Below are 17,373 nucleotides of genomic sequence, written 5' to 3'. Positions count from 1 at the left end.
CCCTCATTCGAGAGAAGACCGTTTGCCCATGCCTATTGCATCTCAACGCCGACCCTTGCTGCGCTTGCTGTTGATCGGCCTGCTGGCCTGTCTGTTCACCTCGCCGGTGAGCGCCGAAACAGCCAAGCGCCTGCGCATTGGCATCACCTTGCACCCGTATTACAGCTACGTGGCCAACATCGTCGGCGACAAGGCCGAGGTCGTGCCGCTGATCCCGGCCGGTTTCAACCCCCACGCCTATGAACCACGGGCCGAGGACATCAAGCGCATCAGCGGCCTCGACGTGATCGTGCTCAACGGCGTGGGCCATGACGACTTCGCCGACCGCATGATCGCCGCCAGCGAAACCCCGAACGTCAAAGTGATCGAGGCCAACGAAAACGTGCCCCTGCTGGCCGCCACCGGCACGGCGGCCCGAGGCGCGGGCAAGGTCGTGAACCCGCACACCTTCCTGTCCATCAGTGCCTCCATCGCCCAGGTCAATAACATCGCCCGGGAACTGGGCAAGCTCGACCCGGACAACGCCAAGGCCTATACCCAGAACGCCCGCGCCTATGGCAAGCGCCTGCGGCAGATGCGCGCCGCCGCCCTGGCGAAGCTGACCCAGGCCCCCAATGCCGAATTGCGGGTCGCCACGGTGCACGCCGCCTATGACTACCTGTTGCGCGAATTCGGCCTGGAAGTGACCGCCGTGGTCGAGCCGGCCCATGGCATCGAACCGAGCCCCAGCCAATTGAAGAAAACCATCGACCAACTGCGGGAGCTGGACGTGAAGGTGATCTTCTCGGAGATGGATTTTCCCTCCACCTACGTCGATACCATCCAACGTGAGTCAGGCGTGAAGCTGTACCCGCTCTCGCACATTTCCTACGGCGACTACAGCGCCGAGAAGTACGAAAAGGAAATGGCCGGCAACCTCGACACCGTGGTCCGGGCGATCCAGGAGTCCGGCGCATGACCGTCCAGGAACCCCTCACCCTGCAACGCGTCGGCCCCTTGATCGAGTTCGCCGAGGTCAGTCTGAACCTGGGCCGTACCACCATTCTCGACAACGTGGCCTTTCAGGTGGAACCCGGCAGCATCCATGCTCTGGTCGGTCCCAATGGCGGCGGCAAGAGTTCGCTGATCAAGACCTTGCTGGGGCAGATGCCGCACCAGGGACGCTTGAGCCTGCAATGGCCGGCCGACCCCGGGGTGATCGGCTACGTACCCCAGGCGTTGGAATTCGACCGGGGCCTGCCCATGACCGTGGATGATTTCATGGCGGCGATGTGTCAGCGGCGGCCGGCCTTTCTCGGCTTGAGCAAGCATTATGCCGGCGCCATCGGCCAGGCCCTGGAGCGGGTCGGCATGCAGGACAAGCGCAAGCGGCGCATGGGCGCGCTGTCCGGCGGCGAGCGCCAGCGGGTATTGCTGGCCCAGGGGTTGATTCCCTCGCCGCAATTGCTGGTGCTGGATGAACCGATGTCGGCCCTGGACGAGGCCGGTATCCAGGTGTTCGAACGGCTGCTGCAGGACTGGCGCCAGGCCGGGATCACCGTGCTGTGGATCGAACATGACCTGGAAGCCGTCGGGCGCCTGGCCGACCGTGTCACCGGCCTGAATCGCCGCGTGCTGTTCGACGGCCCGCCACGCCAGACCTTGACCCCGGAACGGCTGCTGACGCTGTTTTCCACCCATCCACGCACGAACGGGAGCGCGGCCTGATGAGTTATGAAGCCTTTCGCTTGATGGTCCAGGGTTGGGCCTCGGCCGGTTACCTGCCTGAAGCGCTGGCCTATGGGTTCGTGGTCAATGCGTTGTTGGCCGGGCTGTTGATCGGCCCGGTGCTGGGCGGCCTCGGCACGCTGGTGGTGGTCAAGCGCTTCGCGTTTTTTTCCGAGGCGGTGGGCCATGCGGCGCTCACCGGCGTGGCCATCGGCATCCTGCTCGGCGAGCCCTACACCGGGCCTTACGGCAGCCTGTTCGGCTACTGCCTGCTGTTCGGCATCCTGCTCAATTACCTGCGCAACCGCACCGGCCTGGCGCCCGATACGCTGATCGGCGTCTTCCTGTCGGTGTCCCTGGCCCTGGGCGCCAGCCTGCTGTTGATCCTGGCGGGCAAGATCAATGTGCACATTCTGGAAAACGTATTGTTCGGCTCGGTGCTGACGGTCAATGGCAATGACCTGCTGGTGCTGGCGGTGGTCGGCTCGCTGGTGATGGCCCTGGCCTTGCCGCTGTACAACCGCATCATGCTCGCCAGCTTCAACCCGCAACTGGCGGCGGTGCGCGGGGTGGCGGTCAAGACCCTGGACTACCTGTTCGTGGTCCTGGTGACGCTGATCACCGTGGCGGCGGTGAAAGTCATCGGTGCCATTCTGGTGGGCGCGTTGCTGGTGATCCCCGCTGCGGCGGCGCGCCTGCTCAGTCAATCATTGAAAGGCTTTTTCTGGTGTTCAGTGCTGATCGCCACCGTCAGCACTTTGTGCGGGATCCTCGCGCCGATTGTGTTCGACCTGCCGATCCCGTCCGGCGCCGCGATCATCCTGGTGGCCGGCATCGCCTTCGCCCTGAGCGCCATCGCCCGCGGTGTCGTCCCCAGCCTCAAAGGGAATCTTGGATAAATGGTTTTTTCATTGCGACAACTGACCCTGGCCGTCGCGTTGTGCGGCGTGGCCGTCACCTCGTCATTCGCCAGCGAAAAGGTTCGTCTGCTGGCATCGCTGCCAGTCACCTATGGATTGGGCGAAGCGTTGCTCAAGGGCACCGAGGTCAGCCTGGAGCGGGCCGCGCCCGCCAATCTGCCCGGCACCCGCCAGAGTGCCTACTTCAGCGGTCGTGGTGCACCAGCCTTGAGCAAACTGGCCAGCGCTGCCGACGGGGTGATCGGCCTGCGCTCGCTATGGCCGGACGATCCGCTGTACCCCATGGCCCGACGCAGCAACATCCGCATCGTCGAAGTCGATGCCGCACGCCCGGTGGACGGCGCCCTGCCCGGCATCGCCGTGCAACCGGGCATGGCCGACGGCCTGGCGAGCCAGCCGTGGATGGCCAGCCATAACCTGGGGCGCATGGCCGACGTGATCGCCGCCGACCTGGTGCGCCTGGCCCCGGCGGACAAACTGAAAATCGACGCCAACCTGGCGGCACTCAAGCAGCGCCTGCTCAAACTCAGCGCCGACAGCGAAAAACGCCTCGCCAGCGCCGATAACCTGAGCGTGGTCAGCCTGAGCGAACACTTCGGCTACCTGATCAGCGGGCTCAACCTGGACGCCATCAGCACCGATACCCGGCCTGATACCGAATGGACCGCCGAAACCCTCAAGCAATTGAGTACGACGTTGAAGGACAACGACGTGGCGCTGGTGCTCCATCATCGCCAGCCTTCGGATGCGCTGAAGGCAGCCATTGCCGAGGGCGGCAGCCAGTTGCTGGTGCTCAGCATCGATGCCGACGACCCGGTGGCGGAGCTGGAAAGTAATGCAGTGCTGGTCGTCACCGCGCTGACGGGAGGCTGACAACAATCCATGTGGGAGCGAGCTTGCTCGCGATGAGGCCAGCACATACAACATCCATGTCAGCCGACACACCGCCATCGCGAGCAAGCTCGCTCCCACAGTTTGATCGGTGACAGATGAGATTCCGGATCCACTGAAAATCCCCTGTGGGAGCGAGCTTGCTCGCGATGAGGCCATCACATACAACATCCATGTCAGCCGACACACCGCCATCGCGAGCAAGCTCGCTCCCACAGTTTGATCGGTGACAGATGAGATTCCGGATCCACTGAAAATCCCCTGTGGGAGCGAGCTTGCTCGCGATGAGGCCAGCACATCCAACATCCATGTAGGCTGATACACCGCTATCGCGAGCAAGCTCGCTCCCACAGCTTTTTCGACTCAGTTCAGGACATCCCCCGGCACCCGCACGAACCCTTCCATCAACACCCGCGCACTGCGGCTCATGATGGCTTTTTTAACGGTCCATTCGCCGTTGACCACGCTGGCCTCGGCGCCGACGCGCAAGGTGCCGGACGGGTGGCCGAAACGCACGGCGTTACGCTCGATGCCGCCGGCGGCCAGGTTCACCAGGGTGCCGGAAATCGCTGCGGCGGTGCCGATGGCCACCGCTGCGGTGCCCATCATGGCGTGGTGCAGCTTGCCCATGGACAACGCCCGCACCAGCAAGTCGACATCCCCCGCCGCCACGGCTTTTCCGCTGGAGGAAAGGTAATCCGCCGGCGGCGCGACAAACGCCACTTTCGGTGTGTGCTGGCGCTGGGCCGCTTCGTCCAGGTGCTTGATCAAGCCCATGCGCAAGGCACCGTGGGCGCGAATGGTTTCGAACATCGCCAACGCCTTGGGATCGCTGTTGATCGCCCCCTGCAACTCAGTGCCGGTGTAGCCGACATCGCGGGCATTGATGAAAATCGTCGGGATCCCCGCGTTGATCAGCGTCGCCTTGAAGGTACCAACACCGGGCACTTCCAAGTCGTCCACCAGGTTGCCGGTGGGAAACATCGAGCCACCACCGCCCTCCTCCTCGGCCGCCGGGTCCATGAACTCCAATTGCACTTCGGCCGCTGGAAAGGTCACGCCGTCGAGTTCGAAGTCCCCGGTTTCCTGCACCACGCCCTCGGTGATTGGCACATGGGCGATGATGGTCTTGCCGATGTTGGCCTGCCAGATCCGTACCACGGCCACGCCGTTTTGCGGAATCCGGTCGGACGCCACCAAACCACTGCTGATGGCAAACGACCCCACCGCCGCCGACAGGTTGCCGCAGTTGCCGCTCCAGTCCACGAACGGCTTATCGATGGACACCTGGCCGAACAGGTAATCGACATCGTGGTCGGCCCGGGTGCTCCTGGACAGGATCACGGTCTTGCTGGTGCTGGACGTTGCGCCGCCCATGCCATCGATCTGCTTCTCGTACGGGTCGGGGCTGCCGATCACCCGCAACAGCAGGGCATCCCGGACCGGGCCGGGAACGCGAGCCGCTTCGGGCAGGTCTTGCAGGCTGAAGAACACGCCTTTGCTGGTGCCGCCACGCATGTAGGTCGCGGGGATCTTGATTTGAGGCGAGTGAGCCATGTGCTCTAACTCCTGAAAAAAGGGTGGCCGGAGAACGGACCACCCAAGCGATTTAAACGGCCACCGCCGATTCCAGGAAGTCCTGGGCAAAGCGTTGCAACACGCCCCCGGCTTCATAGATCGACACTTCTTCGGCGGTATCGAGACGGCAGGTCACCGGCACTTCGACGCGCTCGCCGTTCTTGCGAGTGATGACCAGGGTCAGCGTCGCCCGCGGCGTGCGCTCGCCGATCACGTCATAGACTTCGCTGCCGTCGATGCCCAGGGTCTTGCGATCGGTGCCGGGCTTGAACTCCAGCGGCAACACGCCCATGCCCACCAGGTTGGTGCGGTGGATGCGTTCGAAACCCTCGGCGGCGATCGCCTCGACACCGGCCAGGCGCACGCCCTTGGCCGCCCAGTCCCGGGACGAACCCTGGCCGTAGTCGGCACCGGCAATGATGATCAGCGGCTGCTTGCGTTCCATGTAGGTCTCGATGGCCTCCCACATGCGCATGACCTTGCCTTCCGGCTCGACTCGGGCCAGGGAGCCCTGCTTGACCTTGCCGTTTTCCTGGACCATTTCGTTGAACAGTTTCGGGTTGGCGAAGGTGGCGCGCTGCGCGGTCAGGTGGTCGCCGCGGTGGGTTGCGTAGGAGTTGAAGTCCTCTTCCGGCAGGCCCATTTTCGCCAGGTACTCGCCAGCGGCACTGTCCAGCATGATGGCGTTGGACGGCGACAAATGGTCGGTGGTGATGTTGTCCGGCAGCACCGCCAGCGGGCGCATGCCCTTGAGTGGCCGCGCACCGGCCAGCGCCCCTTCCCAGTACGGCGGACGACGGATGTAGGTGCTTTGTGGGCGCCAGTCGTACAGCGGCGTCACTTTCGGTCCGGTGTCTTCCTGGATGGCGAACATCGGAATGTACACCTGGCGGAACTGCTCCGGCTTCACCGAAGCCTTGACCACCGCGTCGATTTCTTCGTCGCTCGGCCAGATGTCCTTGAGGCGGATCTCGCGACCGTCCACCACGCCCAGCACATCTTTTTCGATGTCGAAGCGGATGGTCCCGGCGATGGCATACGCGACCACCAGGGGTGGCGAGGCCAGGAACGCCTGCTTGGCGTACGGATGGATACGCCCGTCGAAGTTGCGGTTGCCCGACAACACGGCGGTGGCGTACAGGTCGCGGTCGATGATTTCCTGCTGGATCACCGGGTCCAGCGCGCCCGACATGCCGTTGCAGGTGGTGCAGGCGAATGCCACCACGCCGAAGCCCAGTTTCTCGAGTTCGGACGTCAGGCCGGCCTCGTCCAGGTACAGCGCCACGGTTTTCGAGCCCGGGGCCAGGGACGACTTGACCCACGGCTTGCGGGCCAGGCCCAGGCGGTTGGCGTTGCGCGCCAAGAGGCCGGCGGCGATCACGTTGCGCGGGTTGCTGGTGTTGGTGCAACTGGTGATGGCGGCGATGATCACCGCGCCGTCGGGCATTTGCCCGGGCACATCGTCCCACTGGCCGGAAATGCCTTTGGCGGCCAGCTCCGACACCGCGACGCGGGCATGGGGGTTGCTCGGGCCGGCCATGTTGCGTACTACCGAGGACAGGTCGAAGGTCAGGCCACGCTCGTACTGTGCGCCCTTGAGGCTATCGGCCCACAGGCCCACGTGCTTGGCATAGGTTTCCACCAACTGCACCTGGGTGTCTTCGCGACCGGTGAGCTTCAGGTAGTCGATCGTCTGTTGATCAATATGGAACATCGCCGCCGTAGCGCCGTATTCCGGGGCCATGTTGGAAATGGTCACACGGTCGCCCAAGGTCAGGGCACTGGCGCCTTCACCGAAAAACTCCAGCCATGCCCCGACAACTTTTTGCTTGCGCAGGAACTCGGTCAGCGCCAGCACCATGTCGGTGGCGGTGATGCCCGGTTGCAGCTTGCCGGTCAGCTCGACGCCGACGATTTCCGGCAGGCGCATCCACGAGGCGCGACCGAGCATGACGCTTTCGGCCTCCAGGCCACCGACGCCGATGGCGATCACGCCCAGGGCATCGACGTGGGGGGTGTGGCTGTCGGTGCCGACGCAGGTGTCGGGGAACGCCACGCCGTCACGCTGCTGGATCACCGGTGACATTTTTTCCAGGTTGATCTGGTGCATGATCCCGTTGCCCGGCGGAATCACATCGACATTCTTGAAGGCTTTCTTGGTCCAGTTGATGAAGTGGAAGCGGTCTTCGTTGCGGCGGTCTTCAATGGCGCGGTTCTTGGCGAAGGCTTGCGGGTCGGCACCACCGCTTTCCACCGCCAGGGAGTGGTCGACGATCAGTTGGGTCGGCACCACCGGATTGACCTGCGCCGGGTCGCCCCCCTGCAGGGCGATGGCGTCGCGCAGGCCGGCCAGGTCCACCAGGGCAGTCTGGCCGAGGATGTCATGGCACACCACGCGGGCCGGAAACCACGGGAAATCCAGGTCGCGCTTGCGCTCGATCAGTTGCAGCAGCGACTCGCGCAGCGTGGCCGGGTCGCAGCGACGCACCAGGTTTTCCGCCAGCACGCGGGAGGTGTACGGTAGGCCGTCATAGGCGCCGGGGCGGATGGCATCCACTGCGCCGCGAACGTCGAAATAATCCAGCGAAGTGCCAGGCAGCGGTTTGCGAAATTCTGTGTTCATCGTCAGGACTCGGTCACGGTGGTTTCAGAAGGGGCTGGCGCAGTACTTGAAGTCCCCCCGGCCACTGTGGGAGCGCGCTTGCTCGCGATAGCGGCGCATCCGTCGACATCAATGTTGAATGTCAGTGCGCAATCGCGAGCAAGCTCGCTCCCACAGGGTTTCGGGGTCATTTCAGTTCCGGCGGCTAAAACCCTCCAGCTCAGCGTTGTTCGATTGGCACGAACTTGCGCTGTTCGACGCCGGTGTATTCGGCGCTCGGTCGGATGATGCGGTTGTTGGCGCGTTGTTCGAACACGTGGGCGGCCCAGCCGGTCAGGCGCGAGCAGACGAAGATCGGCGTGAACAGCTTGGTCGGGATGCCCATGAAGTGGTACGCCGAGGCATGGTAGAAATCGGCGTTGGGGAACAGCTTCTTCTGTTCCCACATGGTCTTGTCGATGGCTTCGGACACCGGGAACAGCACGGTATCGCCCACTTCGTCGGCGAGTTTTTTCGACCAGCCCTTGATCACCTCGTTGCGCGGGTCGTTGTCCTTATAGATCGCGTGGCCGAAGCCCATGATCTTGTCTTTGCGCGCCAGCATGCCGAGGGTGCCTTCGATGGCCTCCTGCGGTGAGCTGAAGCGCTCGATCATTTCCATCGCCGCTTCGTTGGCACCGCCATGCAACGGGCCACGCAGCGAGCCGATGGCGGCGGTGATGCAGGAGAACAGGTCCGACAGCGTGGAGGCGCAGACCCGGGCGGTGAAGGTCGAGGCGTTGAATTCGTGCTCGGCGTAGAGGATCAGCGAGACATTCATCACCTTGACGTGCAACTCGCTCGGCTTCTTGCCGTGCAGCAAGTGCAGGAAGTGGCCGCCGATGGACACTTCGTCGGTCACGCATTCGATGCGCTGGCCTTGGTGGCTGAAGCGATACCAGTAGCACATGATCGCCGGGAACGCGGCCAGCAGGCGATCGGTCTTGTCATGTTGCTGGGAAAAATCCTGCTCGGGTTCCAGGTTGCCCAGGAACGAGCAGCCGGTGCGCATCACGTCCATCGGGTGGGCGTCGGCGGGAATGCGCTCCAGCACTTCCTTCAAGGCTTGGGGCAGGTCGCGCAACTGGCGCAGCTTACCGGTGTAGGCGTCCAACTGTGCCTGGGTCGGCAGTTCGCCGTACAGCAGCAGGTAGGCCACCTCTTCAAATTGCGCATCTGCCGCCAGCTCGCGAACGTCGTAGCCGCGATAGGTCAGGCCGGCACCCGATTGGCCCACGGTGGACAATGCGGTTTGCCCGGCCACCTGGCCACGGAGCCCGGCGCCACTGAGTACTTTTGCTTCGGCCATTTGCTGTCTCCATTTTCTTGAATTTGTAGGGGAGTCGCGCCTTACTTCTTCGCCGCGAACAACGCATCGAGCTTCTGCTCGAAGGTGTGGTAGTCGATGCGATCGTAAAGCTCCATGCGGGTCTGCATAGTATCGATGACATTCTGTTGCGTGCCGTCGCGGCGGATCGCGGTGTAGACGTTCTCGGCCGCCTTGTTCATGGCCCGGAAGGCCGACAGCGGGTACAGCACCAGGGACACGTCGGCCCCGGCCAGCTGTTCGGTGGTGTACAGCGGGGTCGCGCCGAATTCGGTGATGTTGGCCAGGATCGGCGCTTTCACGCGGCTGGCGAACAGCTTGTACATCTCAAGCTCGGTGATGGCTTCGGGGAAAATCATGTCGGCACCGGCCTCGATGCACGCGGCGGCGCGGTCCAGGGCCGATTCCAAGCCTTCCACCGCCAAGGCATCGGTACGGGCCATGATCACGAAACTGTCATCGGTACGGGCATCGACGGCAGCCTTGATACGGTCGACCATCTCTTGCTGGGAGACGATTTCCTTGTTCGGACGATGGCCGCAACGCTTGGCGCCGACCTGGTCTTCGATATGAATCGCCGCGGCGCCGAACTTGATCATCGACTTGACCGTGCGCGCCACGTTGAACGCCGAGGAACCGAAGCCGGTGTCCACGTCCACCAGCAGCGGCAGGTCGCACACATCGGTGATACGCCGTACATCGGTCAGCACGTCATCCAGGCCGGTGATGCCCAGGTCCGGCACGCCGAGGGAACCGGCCGCCACGCCGCCGCCCGACAGGTAGATCGCCTTGAAACCGGCGCGCTTGGCCAGCAGCGCGTGGTTGGCGTTGATCGTGCCCACCACTTGCAGCGGATGCTCGCTGGCGACCGCATCGCGGAAACGCTGGCCTGGAGTGCTGTTGCTCATGACTCACCTCGTTCAGTGGCGGCGCTGTCCTGGAAATGACGCGCGATATTGCGTTTGGAGGCGCCGATGTGCCGGCGCATCAATAATTCAGCCAGTTCGCCGTCACGGTCGGCGATGGCGTCGAGAATCCGGTGGTGCTCGGCAAAGGCCTGGCGCGGACGGTTGGGCGTGGTGGAGAACTGGATCCGGTACATGCGCACCAGTTGGTACAGCTCGCCGCACAGCATCTGCGTCAGGGTGCGGTTGCCGCTGCCCTGGATGATCCGGTAATGAAAGTCGAAATCGCCTTCCTGCTGGTAATAACCGACACCGGCCTGGAACGCCGCATCGCGCTCGTGGGTTTCCAGCACCCGGCGCAGTTCGTCGATTTCTTCCAGGGTCATGCGTTCGGCCGCCAGGCGGCAGGCCATGCCTTCGAGGGATTCACGGATTTCGTAGAGTTCCAGCAGCTCGGCGTGGCTCAGCGACACCACCCGGGCACCGACGTGGGGAATGCGCACCAGCAGGCGCTGGCCTTCCAGGCGGTGAATGGCCTCGCGCAGCGGCCCGCGGCTGATGCCGTAGGTGCGCGCCAGCTCGGGCTCGGAGATCTTGCTGCCGGGGGCGATCTCGCCCTTGACGATGGCGGCCTGGATACGCCGGAAGACGTTCTCGGACAGGGTCTCCGAGTCGTCCTGGACCATCACCGGGGTTTCGAGCTGATCGAGCATATTGTCGACACCTTGGAAATCAATATGGCAAAAACTAACCAACAACGGCCTTTACGTCAAAACAAAAATCAACATTGTCGACAATCGTCTAATAAACGCCCTGGAGATAACCCTGTTGCATGAAGACTCGTAGCCTCCGGCCAGCGGTGGCGTCAGAAAACCACCGTGCTAGAATGCCGCGGTTATTCGCCGCTCTCCTTTTATTAGAGAAAGGCTGCCTAGGGAGCTTGTGCAGTAATGCCAGGGCCTGAACCGATAAACGGAACGCTGCGCACCAGGATCTATGACACTCAAGCCCTTATCTGCCGCTTTCTATTTCATGTGCCTGCCGGGGCTTGCCGTGGCGGGTGAAAAAACCGTGTACGGCCTCAACGAATACGCCGCCCTGCAGGGCATCGACCTGGAGGTCGCCGCCAAGCTCGACACCGGCGCCAAGACCGCCTCCCTCAGCGCCCGGGACATCAAGCGCTTCAAGCGCAATGGCGAATCCTGGGTGCGTTTTTACCTGGCCATCGACGCAGCCCACTCGCACCCCATCGAACGTCCGCTGGCCCGGGTCAGCAAGATCAAGCGCCGCGCCGGTGACTACGACCCGGAAGAAGGCAAGAAATACACGGCCCGGCCGGTCATCGAACTGGACATCTGCATGGGCTCGGCCCTGCGCAGCATCGAAGTGAACCTGACCGACCGCAGCGCCTTCCAATACCCGTTGCTGATCGGTTCCGAGGCGCTCAAGCGCTTCGACGCGCTGGTCGACCCCAGTCTTAAATACGCTGCCGGCAAACCCGCCTGCGCCAATGCCGCTCAAACCGCAGAGTAATTCCAATGCGCTCCCTTACCCTCCATCTGAAAATGCTGATCGCCATCCTGGTGGTGCTGGGCCTGTCGGTGACGGCCTATCAGATTTTCGTGCTCGGCATCCCGGTCACCGAAGACGCCACCGACGATTTGTGGAACATCGACGCCAAGGTCGAATTCGTGCCCAACGCCAAGGACCCGGTGAAGATCCAGATGTTCGTGCCGCCCCTGAGCCGCGACTACGTGAGCCTCAACGAGAGTTTCATTTCCAATAATTACGGCGTGGCGGTGAACCGGGTCGACGGTAACCGCAAAGTGACCTGGTCAGCCCGTCGCGCCAAGGGCAACCAGACCCTTTATTACCGCCTGGTACTGACCAAGCGCTACAGCGCCGAGAAAACCAAGGTCAAGGGCCCGACCTTCCGCGACAGCATCGCCGTCGAAGGCCCGGAGAAACTGGCCGCCGAAGCCCTGCTCGCGCCGATCCGCCAGCACTCGGCCGACGTCGAGACGTTCATCAGCGAAGCGATCAAGCGGGTCAACAACCTCAACGACGACAACGTCAAGCTGTTGCTGGCCGGTGATCCTTCCTCGGCCAACAAGGCGCGCATCGTCGAATTGGTGCTGTCCATCGCCCACGTGCCGGTGGAAAAGGTCCACACCATCCGCCTGGTCGCCGACCAGCCGCAGACACCCGAGCTGTGGCTGCGCAGCTTCAACGGCACCGACTGGCTGTATTTCAACCCGGACTCCGGCGAACAGGGCCTGCCCACCGACCGCCTGCTGTGGTGGACCGGCGATGAAAACCTGATCACCGTCGATGGCGGCAAGAAAGCCACCGTCACCTTCAGCATGAACAACAGCGAAATGAACGCCATTCGCCTGGCCAAGCTGACGGACGAGAACACCGACGCCAACTTCCTCGAATATTCGCTCTACGGCCTGCCGCTGCAAACCCAGCAAACCTTCATGATCATGGTGATGATCCCGATCGGCGTGCTGGTGATCCTGATACTGCGCAACCTGATCGGCCTGCAAACCCTCGGGACCTTCACCCCGGTGCTGATCGCCCTGGCCTTCCGGGAAACCCAACTGGGCTTCGGCATCATCCTGTTCACGGTAATCACGACGCTGGGCCTGTCGCTGCGTTCGTACCTGGAACACCTCAAGTTGCAGATGCTGCCAAGGCTCTCGGTGGTGCTGACGTTCGTGGTGGTGCTGATCGCCGCCATCAGCCTGTTCAGCCATAAGCTGGGCCTGGAGCGTGGCCTGTCGGTGGCGCTGTTCCCGATGGTGATCCTGACCATGACTATCGAACGCCTGTCCATCACCTGGGAAGAACGCGGCGCCGGCCATGCGATGAAAGTCGCCATCGGCACCTTGTTCGCCGCGTCCCTGGCGCACCTGATCATGAGCGTGCCGGAACTGGTGTACTTCGTGTTCACGTTCCCGGCGATCCTGCTGATCCTGGTGGGCTTCATGCTGGCCATGGGGCGTTATCGCGGCTACCGCCTGACCGAGTTGGTCCGGTTCAAGGCCTTCCTCAAGGCAGACTCCTGATGTTCGGCTTCTGGAAGACCTGGAAGGCCCTGGAAGCCCGGGGCATCATGGGCATCAATCGGCGTAACGCCGACTATGTGCTCAAGTACAACAAGCGCAGCCTGTACCCCATCGTCGATGACAAGATCATCACCAAGGAACGGGCCATCGCCGCCGGCATCCATGTGCCGGAGCTGTACGGGGTGATCTCCACCGAGAAAGAAATCGACAAGCTCGACGAGATCATCGGCGGGCGCACCGACTTCGTGATCAAGCCGGCCCAGGGCGCTGGCGGCGACGGCATCATCGTCATCGCCGACCGCTTCGAAGGCCGCTACCGCACGGTGTCCGGCAAGATCATCAGCCATGAGGAAATCGAGCACCATGTCTCCAGTATCCTCACGGGCCTGTATTCCTTGGGCGGGCACCGTGACCGGGCGCTGATCGAGTACCGCGTGACGCCGGACCAGATCTTCAAGAGCATCAGCTACGAGGGCGTGCCGGACATCCGCATCATCGTGCTGATGGGCTATCCGGTGATGGCCATGCTGCGGCTGCCAACCCGGCAGTCCGGCGGCAAGGCCAACCTGCACCAAGGCGCTATCGGCGTGGGCGTCGACCTCGCCACGGGCCTGACCCTGCGCGGCACCTGGCTGAACAACATCATCACCAAACACCCCGACACCACCAACGCGGTGGACGGCGTGCAACTGCCCTACTGGGACGGTTTCATGAAACTGGCCGCCGGTTGCTATGAACTGTGCGGGCTGGGCTACATCGGCGTCGACATGGTGCTGGACCAGGAGAAAGGGCCGTTGATCCTGGAACTGAATGCCCGACCGGGCCTGAACATCCAGATCGCCAACGACTGCGGCCTGACCCTGCGCACCCACGCGGTGGAAGCCCGCCTGGAAGAACTCAAGGAACGGGGCGTTATCGAAACCGCGGAAGAGCGCGTGGCGTTTGCCCAGGAGCTGTTTGGGCATATTCCTCCGGTTGAAGGCTGAGACTGAGGTTTGAAGTTTGCTCCTGTGGCGAGGGAGCTTGCTCCCGCTGGGGTGCGAAGCGCCCCTCAAAACCCAGCACCGCGGTGCATCAGGCTGACCGCGTTCAACTGCCTGGGGGTTGCTGCGCAACCCAGCGGGAGCAAGCTCCCTCGCCACAAGGTGTTCACACCCGAATATTTTCGATAGCCCCCATACTTGCTCATCTCCGACATCCCCCTAGGAGCAAATCCTACAGGGGATTACAATCGCTCCCCCGCCTGAATGGCTGACCCGCCCCGCCCATGCCAACCTGCTCCGTACACCCGCTGCCCTACCGCACCAACCCCGCCGAGTATTTCGCTGCGATCCGTCATGCCCCGGGCAGCGTGCTGCTCGACAGTGGCCGGCCGAGTGCCAAGCGTGGGCGTTACGACCTGCTCAGCGCCTGGCCGCTGGCACAATTGGCGGTGTTGCCGAATGAGAGCGGCAGCGATTTCCTGCAACGCCTGCGCATCCAGCTGACGCAACTGGGCGACGCGGTGCTGCCGGCCACGGTGCAATTGCCTTTCGCCGGCGGCCTGATCGGCTACTTGAGCTACGACTTCGGCCGACACCTCGAAACCCTGCCGTCCCACGCCCAGGACGATCTGCAACTGCCCGACGCACGTTTTGGCGTGTACGACTGGGCTTTGATCAGCGATCACCAGGCGGGCACCAGCCAACTGGTGTTCCATCCCCATTGTGGCGAAGACGAACGCCAGCGCCTGATCGCGCTGTTCAGCCAGCCGACCACCGCCGCCGTTCCCTCGTTCAGCCTTGAAGGACCGATGACGCCAGACCTCAGTGCCGAAGCCTACCGACAGGCGTTCGAACGTATCCAGGCGTACATCCAGGCCGGCGACTGCTATCAGGTCAACTTCGCCCAACGCTTCCGCGCGCCCTGCCAAGGTGATGCCTGGGCCGCTTACCAGGCGTTGCGGGCGGCTTGCCCGACACCGTTTTCCGGCTTCCAGAGCCTGCCGGAGGGCGGCGCGGTACTGAGCCTGTCCCCAGAGCGCTTCGTCAAAGTCAGCGAAGGACAGGTGGAAACCCGGCCGATCAAGGGCACCCGCCCCCGCGGCACAACGCCCGAGGAAGACGCGGCCCACGCCGCCGAACTGCTGGCCAGCCCCAAGGATCGGGCGGAAAACCTGATGATCGTCGACCTGCTGCGCAACGACCTGGGCCGTACCTGCCGTATCGGCTCGGTGCGGGTGCCGGAGTTGTTCAGCCTGGAAAGCTACCCGAACGTGCATCACCTGGTCAGCAGCGTGACCGGCGAACTGGCCGACGACAAGGACGCCCTGGACCTGATCGCCGGCAGCTTCCCCGGCGGCTCGATCACCGGCGCGCCGAAAATCCGCGCCATGCAAATCATCGACGAACTCGAGCCGACCCGGCGCGGGCTGTATTGCGGCTCGTTGCTGTACCTGGACGTGCGCGGGGAAATGGACAGTTCCATCGCCATCCGCAGTTTGCTGGTCAAGGATGGGCAGGTGTGCTGCTGGGGCGGCGGCGGGATTGTCGCGGATTCGGACTGGGAGGCCGAGTATCAGGAGTCGATTACCAAGGTTCGGGTGTTGCTGGAAACCTTGCAAAGCCTCTAAAAGCATCGCGGGCAAGCCTTGCTCCCACAGACTGGCGCTATACCCCTGTGGGAGCAAGGCTTGCCCGCGATGACAGTGTGTCAGTCAACATCAATGCCGACTGGCACACCGCTATCGCGAGCAAGCTCGCTCCCACAGGTTTTTTACTTACAGGCTGAGATGGCGGTTCGAAGCCTTGAGGAATTCCTGCTTCAACTCGGCGAACGTGTGCACCGCCGGGAATTGCGGGAACTCACGGATCACGTTCTCCGGCGCATGGAACAGAATCCCGGCGTCGGCTTCGCCCAGCATCGTGGTGTCGTTATAGGAATCGCCCGCTGCAATCACTCGGTAGTACAGGCTCTTGAAAGCCAAAACCGACTGGCGCTTGGGATCTTTCTGACGCAACTGGTACCCCGTCACCCGCCCGCTGTCATCGGTAACCAAGCGATGGCAGAGCAAAGTCGGGAAGCCCAGCTGGCGCATCAACGGTTGGGAAAATTCGTAGAACGTGTCGGAAAGAATCACCACCTGGAAGCGCTCGCGCAGCCAGTCGACGAATTCGATGGCGCCGTCCAGCGGCTGGAGGGTGGCGATGACTTCCTGGATGTCGGAGAGCTTGAGGCCATGCTCATCAAGGATGCGCAACCGTTGCTTCATCAGCACGTCGTAGTCGGGAATGTCCCGAGTGGTTGCCCTGAGGGATTCAATCCCGGTTTTTTCGGCAAAGGCGATCCAGATCTCCGGGACCAGCACACCTTCCAGGTCGAGACAGGCAATTTCCACAAGACACTCCCATTTTTTCTGATGTTTATCGGTTGAGCGAATAAAAGGCTTGCCGACTCTAGCCATTCGCCAGAGCCCGCGCAACGCACAGGAGCGCGCCAGCCCCGACAGCTTTTGTTACCATCAGCCCCATATAGAGCGCCCAGCGCCACCGACCTGTAGGAAACCGCCCTGATGAGCCCATCGTTCGACGTCGTGGAACTCGCCACGACCTATGCCAACAAGTCCCCCCAGGACATCCTCAAGCTGGCCTTCGCCGAATTCGGCGACGAGCTGTGGATATCGTTCAGCGGCGCCGAAGACGTGGTGCTGGTGGACATGGCCTGGAAACTGAACAAGAACGTCAAGGTGTTCAGCCTCGACACCGGTCGCCTGCACCCGGAGACCTATCGCTTCATCGATCAGGTGCGCGAGCACTACAAGATCGACATCGAACTGGTCTCGCCGGACTACACGAAACTTGAACCCTTCGTGAAGGAAAAAGGCCTGTTCAGCTTCTACAAGGACGGTCACGGCGAGTGCTGCGGCATCCGCAAGATCGAGCCGCTGCGCCGCAAGCTGACCGATGTCCGCGCCTGGGCCACCGGCCAGCGCCGCGACCAGAGCCCCGGCACCCGCAGCCAGGTGGCCGTGCTGGAAATCGACACGGCGTTTTCCACCCCGGAGCGCACCCTGTACAAATTCAACCCCCTGTCGCAGATGACCAGCGAAGAAGTCTGGGGTTACATCCGCATGCTGGAACTGCCCTACAACAGCCTGCATGAACGCGGCTTCATCAGCATCGGCTGCGAACCCTGCACCCGCCCGGTGCTGCCGAACCAGCACGAACGCGAAGGTCGCTGGTGGTGGGAAGAAGCCACGCAGAAAGAATGCGGGCTGCACGCCGGAAACATCATCGCCAAATCCAAGACCGTCTAAGCGTCCGCCGCCCTCTGTACACAAAAATGTCACCACAAG

15 protein-coding genes are annotated in these 17,373 nt (G+C 62.8%); 9 read left to right on the top strand and 6 right to left on the bottom strand.

What is annotated here, in order from left to right:
* The first annotated feature begins 28 nt into the window (after nucleotides 1-28).
* The 4 genes from AO356_RS20925 to AO356_RS20910 are packed head-to-tail and all read left to right on the top strand — an operon-like array spanning nucleotide 29 to nucleotide 3,500.
* Nucleotides 29-958 (top strand): metal ABC transporter solute-binding protein, Zn/Mn family, encoded by a 930-nt coding sequence (locus tag AO356_RS20925; RefSeq protein WP_060741357.1) that lies wholly within the window; start codon nucleotides 29-31, stop codon nucleotides 956-958.
* Nucleotides 955-1,707, top strand: a complete 753-nt coding sequence (locus AO356_RS20920) for a metal ABC transporter ATP-binding protein (protein WP_060741356.1) — start codon at nucleotides 955-957, stop codon at nucleotides 1,705-1,707. Before AO356_RS20925 ends, AO356_RS20920 begins: the two co-directional genes overlap by 4 nt.
* Nucleotides 1,707-2,606 carry a metal ABC transporter permease gene (locus tag AO356_RS20915; protein WP_014339414.1) on the top strand — a complete coding sequence of 300 codons (900 nt, stop codon included), beginning with the start codon at nucleotides 1,707-1,709 and terminating at the stop codon, nucleotides 2,604-2,606. The genes AO356_RS20920 and AO356_RS20915 overlap by 1 nt, the downstream gene beginning before the upstream one ends.
* Nucleotides 2,607-3,500 carry a metal ABC transporter solute-binding protein, Zn/Mn family gene (locus AO356_RS20910; protein WP_060741355.1) on the top strand — a complete coding sequence of 298 codons (894 nt, stop codon included), beginning with the start codon at nucleotides 2,607-2,609 and terminating at the stop codon, nucleotides 3,498-3,500.
* Nucleotides 3,501-3,881: 381 nt separating this feature from the next.
* On the opposite strand, the gene prpF is transcribed toward AO356_RS20910, so the two are convergent.
* The 5 genes from prpF to AO356_RS20885 form a co-directional block, all read right to left on the bottom strand.
* On the bottom strand, nucleotides 3,882-5,075 hold the full coding sequence (prpF, locus tag AO356_RS20905; RefSeq protein WP_060741354.1) for a 2-methylaconitate cis-trans isomerase PrpF: 1,194 nt from the start codon (nucleotides 5,073-5,075) through the stop codon (nucleotides 3,882-3,884).
* Nucleotides 5,076-5,127: 52 nt separating this feature from the next.
* Nucleotides 5,128-7,719: a Fe/S-dependent 2-methylisocitrate dehydratase AcnD gene (gene acnD / locus AO356_RS20900; RefSeq protein ID WP_060741353.1), complete on the bottom strand. Its 2,592-nt coding sequence runs from the start codon at nucleotides 7,717-7,719 to the stop codon at nucleotides 5,128-5,130.
* Between the two features lie 199 nt (nucleotides 7,720-7,918).
* Entirely contained in the window at nucleotides 7,919-9,046 is a 1,128-nt protein-coding gene (gene prpC / locus AO356_RS20895; protein WP_060741352.1) for a bifunctional 2-methylcitrate synthase/citrate synthase, read from the bottom strand.
* A 41-nt stretch (nucleotides 9,047-9,087) separates the two neighbouring features.
* Entirely contained in the window at nucleotides 9,088-9,972 is an 885-nt protein-coding gene (gene prpB, locus AO356_RS20890) for a methylisocitrate lyase (protein ID WP_030137801.1), read from the bottom strand.
* Nucleotides 9,969-10,682 (bottom strand): GntR family transcriptional regulator, encoded by a 714-nt coding sequence (locus AO356_RS20885; RefSeq protein WP_060741351.1) that lies wholly within the window; start codon nucleotides 10,680-10,682, stop codon nucleotides 9,969-9,971. The genes prpB and AO356_RS20885 overlap by 4 nt, the downstream gene beginning before the upstream one ends.
* 283 nt (nucleotides 10,683-10,965) lie before the next feature.
* Between AO356_RS20885 and AO356_RS20880 the strand changes: the two genes are divergently transcribed.
* From AO356_RS20880 to pabB, 4 genes are all read left to right on the top strand, one after another.
* On the top strand, nucleotides 10,966-11,502 hold the full coding sequence (locus AO356_RS20880) for an ATP-dependent zinc protease (RefSeq protein WP_053186065.1): 537 nt from the start codon (nucleotides 10,966-10,968) through the stop codon (nucleotides 11,500-11,502).
* A 5-nt stretch (nucleotides 11,503-11,507) separates the two neighbouring features.
* Complete coding sequence (locus AO356_RS20875; RefSeq protein WP_060741350.1) at nucleotides 11,508-13,040, top strand: inactive transglutaminase family protein; 1,533 nt, start codon at nucleotides 11,508-11,510, stop codon at nucleotides 13,038-13,040.
* Nucleotides 13,040-14,026 (top strand): alpha-L-glutamate ligase-like protein, encoded by a 987-nt coding sequence (locus tag AO356_RS20870; RefSeq protein ID WP_060741349.1) that lies wholly within the window; start codon nucleotides 13,040-13,042, stop codon nucleotides 14,024-14,026. Before AO356_RS20875 ends, AO356_RS20870 begins: the two co-directional genes overlap by 1 nt.
* 281 nt (nucleotides 14,027-14,307) lie before the next feature.
* Complete coding sequence (gene pabB / locus AO356_RS20865) at nucleotides 14,308-15,651, top strand: aminodeoxychorismate synthase component I (RefSeq protein WP_060741348.1); 1,344 nt, start codon at nucleotides 14,308-14,310, stop codon at nucleotides 15,649-15,651.
* A gap of 147 nt (nucleotides 15,652-15,798) precedes the next feature.
* Here pabB and thrH read toward each other — a convergent pair whose 3' ends face one another.
* A complete protein-coding gene (gene thrH, locus AO356_RS20860; protein ID WP_060741347.1) occupies nucleotides 15,799-16,416 on the bottom strand; it encodes a bifunctional phosphoserine phosphatase/homoserine phosphotransferase ThrH in 618 nt (205 codons plus the stop codon).
* Nucleotides 16,417-16,590: 174 nt separating this feature from the next.
* Here thrH and AO356_RS20855 point away from each other — a divergent pair, with 174 nt between their 5' ends.
* Entirely contained in the window at nucleotides 16,591-17,334 is a 744-nt protein-coding gene (locus AO356_RS20855; RefSeq protein WP_013693959.1) for a phosphoadenylyl-sulfate reductase, read from the top strand.
* The last annotated feature ends 39 nt before the right edge of the window (nucleotides 17,335-17,373 follow it).

It is taken from the genome of Pseudomonas fluorescens (assembly GCF_001307275.1).
Classification (GTDB): Bacteria; Pseudomonadota; Gammaproteobacteria; order Pseudomonadales; family Pseudomonadaceae; genus Aquipseudomonas; species Aquipseudomonas fluorescens_AA.
The sequence above is the reverse complement of the archived record's forward strand: the minus strand, read 5'-3'. Positions and strand labels throughout refer to the sequence as shown.